This is a genomic window from Actinomycetota bacterium (assembly GCA_012837825.1).
In the GTDB taxonomy this organism is placed as follows: domain Bacteria; phylum Actinomycetota; class Humimicrobiia; order Humimicrobiales; family Humimicrobiaceae; genus Humimicrobium.
The window spans coordinates 1-10,137 of the sequence record DUQM01000093.1 but is presented as its reverse complement, the minus strand read 5'-3'; the positions used below and the strand labels follow the sequence as shown (position 1 = coordinate 10,137).

The following is a 10,137-nucleotide window of genomic DNA, read 5'->3' as shown; positions in this document are numbered from 1 at the left end:
TAACTTCTTGGGATAATGCCGATATCCCTATCCGGCATATCAATATTCTCCGGCCATCCTCCCCTAACAATCAAATGCGCAAGCTTGTCTAGCCCAACTTTGCCGGTATGTCCTTCGCTTAACTGATCTTCAAGCATATCACCGATAGAGGCTTTGCCTGTCGAGTCTCCGGATTCATACAGACTCATGGTATGCATACGAATTGTAGCTATTCTCCCCGTCCCGGAGTGATATACTTCTTCACTTGATGTTGAATCAAGCGAAGTTGAGCCTGTAAGAATAAAGTTCCCTTTTTCTCGATTGCGATCACACTCATGGCGAACTGCATCCCATATGCCCGGAACAACCTGCCATTCATCAATCAGCTGTGGTCTGTCAGTAAGAAAAATATACTTCGGGTCAATGCTTGCCATACTTATCTGACTTTTCTCAGTCATATATGCTACGCTATTTGCATAATTTAGTCCGGTCCATGTCTTTCCACACCATTTAGGGCCTTCAATAGAAACCGCTCCGAAGATTTTCAGATATCTTGCGACCTTATCATCAATTAACCTCGGCATATATCCGTCTTTTCTTAAGCTCACAAGTCTCACCTCCTAATGGCATATTAGAATATTATTGAGCACTTTTCAATCGTTTTGTTGATCATTTTTCAATCGTTTTATTGCGCACTTTTCAGAATCATCATGATTTTTTGAAAAAGAGCCTTCAGCAGATGATCCGCAATGCTATTGACAGCAAGATTTATTAATAACCAAGCCCATTTAGCGATCGCACTCCAAATGAGCACTGTGGACACAGTGACGGTGAAGAACGATAACACCTTGCTTTACCGCTTCAAAGACGGCAGTGAAATCTTGCTCCCTATTCCGGACAGAAAATAGACCAAAAACAAAAGAAAGTAATTATTTATTAATAAATACGAGAGATTGTATCAATAGCTACGTTTTAAGTTGGTAGCGGGGATAGGATTCGAACCTATGGCCTTCGGGTTATGAGCCCGACGAGCTACCAGACTGCTCCACCCCGCAATGAAAATTACTTATGCGGAGAATGTATTATAATAATATTTTAAAAAATATGCAAACAAACACTTGTATGTTATTTTATTTTTTCCTGCATGCCTCTGTCACTGAAGACCTTTTAGCATGATTTCTGATAAATAATTTATATAACCAGGATTCTTCTTCGGGGACTGTTATGATATTGCTAAGATCAAGTCTTAAAAGAGGATACAGCTCATCATTCTTTTTAATATAAAATCCCTTGGATATAAGAAACTTTACATTAAAGAAATGAATCCTGGCAAAATCTTCCTCGCTTAAATCATCATTGGCTCTCTTTGCTATGGTCTCGACTGATTTATATTGCCTTTCTATCAAATCTTTTTCAACTGAAAGCAGCAATCTTTCTCCAATTCCGAACTCCGAAAAATCCTCATCAATGCAGACACATCCAAGAAAGGCGCTTTCAAAATCAGGAGGATAGATGGCAAATTGTTTTAATGCAGGAAAAAGACAATAGCTGCCATATAAAGCTATGCCTGTAATTCTGCTATCTTTTATGACGGCAGCTTTCCCCATCCCGCCATTTTTTAAAAAATAATTAATATATCCTGTTTTGCTGGTTTTATTACTTATGCTAAAAAACAGACTTTTTAAAAAAACAGAAAACCTGGGAGCACTGTTAAATTCTCTGATTATGTTTATTTTCTCTGAATTTAACCACATCTCACATTGATTGCACAAATTGCCCAAAAGCTTTATATCCAGCTCACGGATATCAAGAATCCTTACGCCGTCATTCATAAAAAATCCTTATTACAATCATTTGTCCTCAATAATTACTCTGCAGGGCAGCCCTGTGGTATTTAGGATGTTTAATGGGCAGATATAAAGTTTGACCTTATATGCATTGATCTTTTCAAGATTAATAAGTGGGGCAACGATTAAAATATTATTATTAAAAATAAGGTCCCAGATTCCCTGCTTTGCATCTATATTATCAAAAGAAGGAGTATCGGCAGCAAAAATAGTCGGCTTTTTTTTAACAAGGTATTCGACTGCATCTTTTTTAAAAAACCAATTATCTGTTAAAAAATCAGGATATGTCCAGTGCCTCCCCCACCCGGTTGCAAAAATAATGGCGCTATTATCCGGGATATTTTCTTTTTCAGCTACGACAATATCCTCTAATGTGATGGCGGGCCTTTTTCCGACTTTACTTAATTTCTTTAAATCAAATTTCAAAACATATGCATCTATCCCGAATAATTTTTCGATAGGAATATCACTCATAGGATAAGACTTGTCAAGACCAAGCGCATGGGATGGACCATCTATATAGGTGCCGGTTGCACTTGAAAGGCCTTCGAATTCCTGGGAATATGCGGTAAAATCAACCCAATCGGGATTATTTAATTCTTTTAAACGAAATTCAGGAAACGGCTTTCCATAACTCCACATTCCTTCATAAACAGGGCCTGAGGCATCAATTAATTTCATTTTCACCCTCTTAATATATTTATTAATGCATTTCCGCAATGCAGGTGCCTATGCCAGGTCTGTAAAAATTAAATAAAACATCATCATGCTCGGCAAGAAGCGACATTGGAACTGATGAATCAATTATTTTTTTTGAAATCATAAAAGTTGTCAGCCTCATTCCGAATGGATTATCATGCGTGCCGGCATGCCATATTGATACTCTCCCGGCTTTCCAGGTTTCTACAGGACCGACTGTTATAGCCTGGGAAGGAATATTTGAAACAATTCCACCGCTTGAGGTTCTTGCATTCTGCATTAAAGTCATAGGATGAAGATCTACTACTCTGGCAGCTAATTTTCTGAACTGTTCAGGTGAAGGAGGACTATCTTTATATTCTCCTTCTCTTTTTAACGGATCGTTAAAAGCCCAGTGTTTGGTTTCTCCCTGTCCGCCCTGCATTATCCTGCATTCAACTTGATCATATAATTCCGAATAGCTGTTTATATTGTCAGCTTTTAGAAAATGGATGTTCTCATCAGCCGGTCTCAAGTCTTTTCTGATTCTGTTAAAGCATAAATCCATGCTTGCTTTTGTAAAGCTCAGTGGATTTGTAGCAGGCATTTCCTTACCATCTATGAACCATTCGTCCATTCCCCAGAAATGTCCTTCTCTTACATTTATTTCCAGAGCATTTATTATCTCTGCTACAAGAGGGAGCTGCTCAGTGGGCCCGATAGGCCCGCAGATTCCGACAGGATTTGAAGAAGTTGATGCTTGCCAGCATCTGACATATTCAAGTGCCTCAGCAGTATAAAATGATTCAAGGGTATCGTACATTTTTATTTTAAAACCGTCCCTTTGCAATTTTATGAAATCATCAGGCTGAAGCCTTGCTACCTCTTCAAGAAGGCTGTCATCAAGTGTTGTATAATCCCACCATTCAGGGGCAACTTTGCTTAATTTACGCATAAATTTACTCCTTATATTGTTTGAATATCTTATATTAATAATAAACTGCTATATTTATTTACACCAGTCTTTAATAAATAAAATAAATATTCCTATAAGATTGTAAATATCTTCAAGCAATACCCACTCATCTGAACCATGGAGATTGTCTCCTCTCGGACCAAGAAGAATAACGGGTATTCTGCCAACATCCCCATATATAGCCATGTCGCATGAAAAAGTAGCGCCTGCAATATCTGCTTTTTTATCTGTATAATCAGAGTATGACCTGATAATTGTATCTATTCCTTCACTTGATCCGTCAGTCTGCCAGGGCCTTACAAAATGAAATGTCTGCTTTATTTCGAGATCAAAATTTTTTAACACTTCGTCCTGTCCGGCTTTTTCATCCCAGAATTTCCTGAATTCTTTAAAGAAATACTCTTCGCTGGTTCCGGGACTCACCCACACTACCCATGAAATTTTTACAATTGCAGGAGTGCCCATCTGAATAAGCTCGTCAGAAACCCGGGTCGATATGTCCCATAAAAGATAATTCAGTTCTTTGCCTTTTTCAAGAAACAACTCATGTTTGTTTTTGTCTCTCCAGTATTTTATCCATTCTTCAAAAAAACAAATCGCTCTTGATGCGCCATCAATTGGATTATAGATAGGCTGTCCCATATACGGTATTCCGGCATTACCTCTTATGATTAATTCTCCAAGAATTGCACCAGGACACGCTGTGCATATTTCCATCCTTGTAGGTTCAGTCACTATGGCAAAGTCAGTATTATATCCTTTAAGGCGGGCAGCCAGCGTGCCGTTTCCGCCTGCAAATTCTTCATCAACAAGACTTTCAAAAATAATATCTCCTGCCGGCATGTAGCCAGATTCCCTGAGAATTTTGACTGCCCAGAAAGAGGCTGCAAGACCTCCCTTCATGTCTGCTGCTCCACGACCATAAAGTCTGCCTTCTTTTATTACCGGAACAAAAGGTCTTGTCTCTTTCCAGTTATCAGGTTCAAAAGGAGCTACATCAACATGCCCGCTCAGTAAAACAGATTTTCCCCCGGAATCCCCTTTCCATCTGGCAATTACATTTTTCCTGCCATTGCCGTAGTTTCTTCCCGAAAGCCAGTAGTCATGTTTTTCAATATTCCTGATATCCGTAGGTAAAAAAGTATCAACTTCCAGTCCGCATTTCCTGCATTCATCTTCAATAAAATTCTGGGCATCAGCTTCAAAGCCATCAGGATATCTGTTCTCGCTTGGTATGCTTACCAGCTTTTTAAGCCATTCTTCAATTTCTTTTTTTCTTTTTTCGATTTGAAGATAAACTGACCTTTTTATATCTTCTGTCATAGTTCAATTATTTCTCTTCTATAGCTAGTAAGTTCTTTTATGCCTTTCTCTGTTACCAGAACACCGTCCTCATATCTGAGACCGTTCTTGCCGTCTGAAAGCCATATATCTATATTGAAAAGCATTCCCGCTTTTATAACAAAGTCAGCATCTTTGGCAAGCCAGAGCCCTTCAACCTCTGAGCTTCCTGTTCCGTGGGCAGGACCATAAAGAGTTAATTCTTCACATTTGTGTTTTGAAAGCAGTTTATAATATCCGTCAAATATATCAGAAGCAATCGCTCCGGGTTTTATGGCTCCAAGAGTATAATTTACTGCTTCAAGAGCCACTTCCATTAGTTTTTTTACTTCGGCAGGAGCTTTGCCTATTACAAACGGCCTGCACATGTTACCGCAATAACCCATATATTTAGCCCCTATAGTAAGCTGGACAAGCTCATTTTCTTTAATTGGTTTATTTGTGGATCTACACAAACTTAATCTTGTATTGTCTCCGGAACAAACCCAGTTTGGATAAGGAGTTCCTTCTGCTCCCATCTCAAGCATTTTTGCTCTTGCAGTAGCTTCGATTTCCCATTCTTTTTTCCCTGGTTTTGCAGATTCAAGAGCAGTTTTTAATGATTCTTCGGTTATCCTGTAAGCTTCTTCAATATATGGAACTTCTGCCGGGGTTTTTATCGATTGTACATTAAGCAGCAGATTATCTGCATTTATAAATTCAGCATCAGGAAAAAACTCTTTAAGCTCTTTAAATAAGGCATAAGGAAAGATATTCCAGTTTCCTATCCCTACTCTTCTGACAGAACCATTATATATCCTTGAAATGATATCTTTAAGATTCATATTGGTGACATCGGGCACCCATTCAGGAGCGGACGTCTCAACAAGCAATGGATTTATGAAAACGCCCGGCACTGTCGAAAAAGCTTCTGCAAAATCCCTTGATTCCGGGCCACCTGTAACCAGAGCCGCTTTGCCTTCCGATGGAACAATAACTGTTGCAAAATCAAAAAAAGGCCAGAATCCTGTAAGATATCTTGAAGAAGCAGATTCGCATTCACTGCTGTATCCTATAAAAAGATCTACTTTATTTGCTTTTAATTCATTCTGAAGTTTTTTAACCCTTTCTGCATACTCATTAGGGTTTATCGGATTAAGTCTCATTTTTTCCTCCTGTAATATAACTTATTTTTATGTCTTTAAAAATTATCTTTAAAACTTAACAATTAAGCATAGGCTTAATTTAAAATTCTACTATCCTGTTTTCATCAGCTGATTTCTCTGCCATTCTTATTGCATGAACGACATCTCTGGACTCCTGAGGAGTAATTACTGACGGCTTTTCATTTTTTGCTATGCATTTCAGGAAATAGTCAAACTCTTCTTTTAAATATCCTCTTCTAAGACCATGTACTGAAGGCCAGTATGTCGACTGAGGGTAGCTGAGACCTTTTTTAGTCAGAACTGTATAGTTTGACCCTGAATTATCAATATAGATAGCTCCTTCAGTACCTATTATTTCCATTCCGGCATCAATAGCAAAAGGCACATTATCAGGCAGACACCATATAGTTTCAATTACTGCAAATGTATCGTCATCAAGTGTAAAAAGAGCCCATGCAACATCATCATATTTAAGATTTGGCCTTGTGCTCTTTGTTTTTGCATAAACAGTTTTAGGTTTTGCTTTTGTAAACCAGAGCATCAGATCAAAATCATGAATTCCGTCACCAAAAAGCGCACTTATTTTATTGAGATGGCCTTCTGTTATCCATTTCGCCAGGTTTCTTTTTGCATGTATAGAAACTATTCTGCCAATATTTCCTGCTTCTATCTCTTCTTTGGCAAGAGCATATGCTGTATCAAACCTGCAGACATGCCCAACCATAAAAAACTTATCTGTACCTTTTAACGCCTCCAGTATTCTGTCGCACTCTTCCGTACTGTTTGCCATAGGTTTTTCAAGAAAGACGTGTTTCCCTGCTTTTATCGCATCTACTGCTATTTGCTCATGGTCAGGAACATGAGTAACTATTGATATCATGTCAATAGTTTTGTCATTAAGCATGTCAGCATAGTTGGTATAAGTCTTTTCAACATTATATTTCTCACTCATTTTTTTCAGATGATCAGGCCTTCTTGTGCAGATCGCTGAGACTTCTGCAAGAGGCAACTGCTGAAATGTATCCACATGATGTTCTCCAAACCAGCCAAGACCGATTATTCCGACTCTTATTCTTTCCATTTTTACCTCCCGGGAAAATATTTTTAAGGATTATTAATAGAAAATATAATTTATTATTCAGATTCAGAATGTTTACAGCCCTACTAATCCATAATATAACATTAACGTTAATGTTGGATTCTGTCAATATTTATAATCACACATTTATGTTTCTTTCAGAGGCTTAAATAAAAAATATATATATTCATAAAAAATGTTTCAGATATATATGTTTACCTGATTACCAGCCTTGTATCTACAATATGCTGCTCATAATCGTTTTGAGTTTCGCCTCTTATTTTACTCAAAAGAATGTCAACAGCCTGATATGCCATCTGTCTTTTTGGATAACTTACCGTAGTCAGGGGAAATGGATAAAAAAATCTTGACTGTATATTATCATATCCGATTACGGGTAGATTCCCATACCTGGACATATTTATATTTTGCAATGTACTTATTATTTCCCAGGCCATCAGATCGCTGAAAGCGAAAACTGAATCAAAATTTAATTTTTTATCAATAATTTCTTTCATTATCAAAGTACAGTTACCGGCAGTTACTCCGCATTCCATGACCAGTTCTTCTTTATATGCAAGACCTCCTGACCTGAAAGCTTTTTTATAACCTTCAAGGCGTTCCCGGGCAGAAGATATGTATGTAGGGCCATTAATAAATAAAATATCCCTGTATCCTTTGTTTAAAAGATGGTTTATTGCAAGAAAAGCGCCTTTTATATCATCCGAGATTACAAAATCTGTATCAATGTCATAAAATCTTCTGCCAAGCAGAATAAAAGGCATGCCCAGCCTTGCAAGCATTTTTATGTCATCATTTTTTTTCTGGGTTGGACACAGTATTATGCCATCGACATTTTTACTGAGCGCAAGTATTACTGCTTCTTCCTCATTTTCATATTTTTCCTCAGTATTTATAATGAAAGTGTTATATTTATTGATTCTGAGTCTTGTTTCCACATCATTTAACCATATCGCTATCAAAGGATCGGAAATATCCGGAACTATAGTTGCAATTGTCCTTGTTTTTCCTGATCTTAATGATCCTGCAATATTGTTGGGAATATAGCCCATTTTATTTGCAATATTATTGATATGGTTTCGGGTTTTTTCAGAGATATCCTTTTTGCCCTTCAGGGCTCTGGAAACAGTATTTGCAGTATAACCGGTTTTTTGGGCTATGTCTTTTAAAGTTACCTTTTTCATTTGCTATTCATTGCCATATATAAAATTAATAATCGGAATACAGGTCTATTATATTATTAAAACAGCTCTTCTGCAGCAACTGCCACCCTGTTACTACTATAACTTATAAATATATAAATATGATATAAAAAAATAAATCCTGGTAAAAAAGTTTTAAGAAAGCACTCCGGGTAAAGGCGTAAACATTTTATTTCAGCTTTTCCAAAAATGAAAAGGAAGAAGCAAAAACATCTTAAGCTATTATTTACTCTCCCGGTATTCTTCCATTACCAGTAATTTTTCAAAACAATTGTCTTTTAGCCTGTTTTTTTCTTTCAGAATATCGCTATATTTTTCTTCAGTTTCTTTATCAGGATTTACAAGCAGATCAATTACGCGCAATATCTGAACATTGGAGTATCTGTCAATTTCTGAACAAAAATCTATATCAATATCCTGCCCTATATCCTTTACAGCCCGGCCGCTGCAGGAATTCCCAAGCGCTCCCGCAATATCGGTATTATTTCTTACAATTTCCAGGACAATCCGTGCAGAATCTGACAATATATAATTGTCCGGATTAGAACTAATAAGGTACTTTACTGCCATTCCGGCATTATATACATCATCATATGCTATATGTCCCTTCTTTCCCGAACACAAAATAAAAATATCCTTACTCTCTTTTTCTGCAATCAGCGACATGTGTCTGAGAACAGTGCTGAGATTCAGAAGAGAAAGAGCAAAAATGCTATCTGCCCTGAGTAATCTGAAAAATGAAACTGTACCGTTTGTAGTCATCATTATTGTCTTTTCCCCTGAAAGACTGAGTTTCGAGAACTCATAAGGTGAGTTTCCATAATCAAATCTTTCAGGAGGAAGACCGTTTTCCTCGCCGCATAAAAGATACTTGTTAAATATCTTTTTTAAAACATAAGCTTCGCTTTTGTTTTTTGATAGTATTATTCTCCTGCAGCCCGAACCAAAAATAGCAGTCATTGTAGATGTTGCTCTTAATGTGTCAATGACTGCACATACCGAACCGGCAATAATCGGATCATACAATTCTTTGTCAAAACTGTTTGCAAGAGCCACATTTACCGTTATTTTTTTATTTTTAATAATCACAAATTCCTTTTATTTTTAATCCGGTTTAGTAATTTTTCAGCATTTTTATACATTATTTTTTCCATATCATCACCGGTTATAAAGCCGGGATATTTTGAATTCAGAAACGCAACTGCTTTATCGAAACATTTTATGGTTTCATTCTGCATATACAAAGGATAGTCGCTTCCGAAAAGCAGTCTGTCCATACAGCCGGCATAAGATTTAATTTTATAAAGAAGCCATGACATGGGATGCTCGGAAAAAGAAAGATCTCTTCCGATATTTGTACTTATATCCGCATAAATATTTTTATGCTTTCTAAGCAGCATGGCAGTTTCCTTATGCCATATCTTTCCGGAATGTCCGATTATTATTGTAAGGTTAGGAAAATTACAGGCAACATCATCCAGAAAAGCCGGATTAGAATAGCAGTCTTTATAAGGTATTATGCCTATGGAACCTGTATGAAACAAAACCGGAAGATCGTATTCTTCCATTTTTTTATAGAATGGATATAGTTTTTCATCATTTGGAAAAATCTCCTGAAATGGTGGATGTATCTTCAAGCCGCATAACCTGAGTTCATTTATGCTTCTTTCCAACACCTGCAATGCTTCTTTTTTAAAAAAAGGATTTATTGTAAAAAATCCCAGCAGCCTGTCCCTGTCTGCTGATATCTGGCTGCTGACATACCGGTTCATTCTGTCTATCTCTTCGTTCCCTGTTTTGGGTGAAAGAACTGTGCTTAAAACAACACTTGACTTAATATTATTGTTGTCCATTATTTCGAGCAGTTTCT

Annotated in this window: 10 protein-coding genes and 1 tRNA gene; all 11 read right to left on the bottom strand. The window is 37.1% G+C overall.

Annotated elements, in window-relative coordinates:
* The coding region (locus tag GXZ93_07320; protein ID HHT79582.1) for an AAA family ATPase at positions 1-587 on the bottom strand (587 nt) is incomplete at its 3' end.
* Positions 588-957: 370 nt separating this feature from the next.
* Positions 958-1,034, bottom strand: a tRNA-Met gene (locus GXZ93_07315).
* A gap of 75 nt (positions 1,035-1,109) precedes the next feature.
* Positions 1,110-1,811 (bottom strand): hypothetical protein, encoded by a 702-nt coding sequence (locus GXZ93_07310; protein ID HHT79581.1) that lies wholly within the window; start codon positions 1,809-1,811, stop codon positions 1,110-1,112.
* An 18-nt stretch (positions 1,812-1,829) separates the two neighbouring features.
* Entirely contained in the window at positions 1,830-2,507 is a 678-nt protein-coding gene (locus GXZ93_07305) for a hypothetical protein (GenBank protein HHT79580.1), read from the bottom strand.
* Between the two features lie 22 nt (positions 2,508-2,529).
* Positions 2,530-3,459, bottom strand: a complete 930-nt coding sequence (locus GXZ93_07300; protein HHT79579.1) for a glucosamine-6-phosphate isomerase — start codon at positions 3,457-3,459, stop codon at positions 2,530-2,532.
* A gap of 54 nt (positions 3,460-3,513) precedes the next feature.
* A complete protein-coding gene (locus GXZ93_07295; GenBank protein ID HHT79578.1) occupies positions 3,514-4,803 on the bottom strand; it encodes a M20/M25/M40 family metallo-hydrolase in 1,290 nt (429 codons plus the stop codon).
* Positions 4,800-5,966, bottom strand: coding sequence for an aminopeptidase P family protein (locus tag GXZ93_07290; protein HHT79577.1), 1,167 nt, complete (start codon positions 5,964-5,966; stop codon positions 4,800-4,802). The genes GXZ93_07295 and GXZ93_07290 overlap by 4 nt, the downstream gene beginning before the upstream one ends.
* A gap of 79 nt (positions 5,967-6,045) precedes the next feature.
* Positions 6,046-7,047: a Gfo/Idh/MocA family oxidoreductase gene (locus tag GXZ93_07285; GenBank protein ID HHT79576.1), complete on the bottom strand. Its 1,002-nt coding sequence runs from the start codon at positions 7,045-7,047 to the stop codon at positions 6,046-6,048.
* Positions 7,048-7,259: 212 nt separating this feature from the next.
* Positions 7,260-8,249 carry a LacI family transcriptional regulator gene (locus GXZ93_07280; GenBank protein ID HHT79575.1) on the bottom strand — a complete coding sequence of 330 codons (990 nt, stop codon included), beginning with the start codon at positions 8,247-8,249 and terminating at the stop codon, positions 7,260-7,262.
* A gap of 240 nt (positions 8,250-8,489) precedes the next feature.
* Positions 8,490-9,356 carry a 2-phosphosulfolactate phosphatase gene (locus GXZ93_07275; GenBank protein HHT79574.1) on the bottom strand — a complete coding sequence of 289 codons (867 nt, stop codon included), beginning with the start codon at positions 9,354-9,356 and terminating at the stop codon, positions 8,490-8,492.
* Positions 9,353-10,137, bottom strand: a 785-nt coding sequence (locus GXZ93_07270; protein ID HHT79573.1) for an amidohydrolase, incomplete at its 5' end; no start/stop codon positions are given. The genes GXZ93_07270 and GXZ93_07275, both read right to left, overlap by 4 nt.

Bases quoted from the DNA above. Each gene is read 5' to 3' on its own strand.
- GXZ93_07310 (HHT79581.1), bottom strand. From the start codon at position 1,811: ATGAATGACGGCGTAAGGATTCTTGATATCCGTGAGCTGGATATAAAG.
- GXZ93_07305 (HHT79580.1), bottom strand. From the start codon at position 2,507: ATGAAATTAATTGATGCCTCAGGCCCTGTTTATGAAGGAATGTGGAGT.
- GXZ93_07300 (HHT79579.1), bottom strand. From the start codon at position 3,459: ATGCGTAAATTAAGCAAAGTTGCCCCTGAATGGTGGGATTATACAACA.
- GXZ93_07295 (HHT79578.1), bottom strand. From the start codon at position 4,803: ATGACAGAAGATATAAAAAGGTCAGTTTATCTTCAAATCGAAAAAAGA.
- GXZ93_07290 (HHT79577.1), bottom strand. From the start codon at position 5,966: ATGAGACTTAATCCGATAAACCCTAATGAGTATGCAGAAAGGGTTAAA.
- GXZ93_07285 (HHT79576.1), bottom strand. From the start codon at position 7,047: ATGGAAAGAATAAGAGTCGGAATAATCGGTCTTGGCTGGTTTGGAGAA.
- GXZ93_07280 (HHT79575.1), bottom strand. From the start codon at position 8,249: ATGAAAAAGGTAACTTTAAAAGACATAGCCCAAAAAACCGGTTATACT.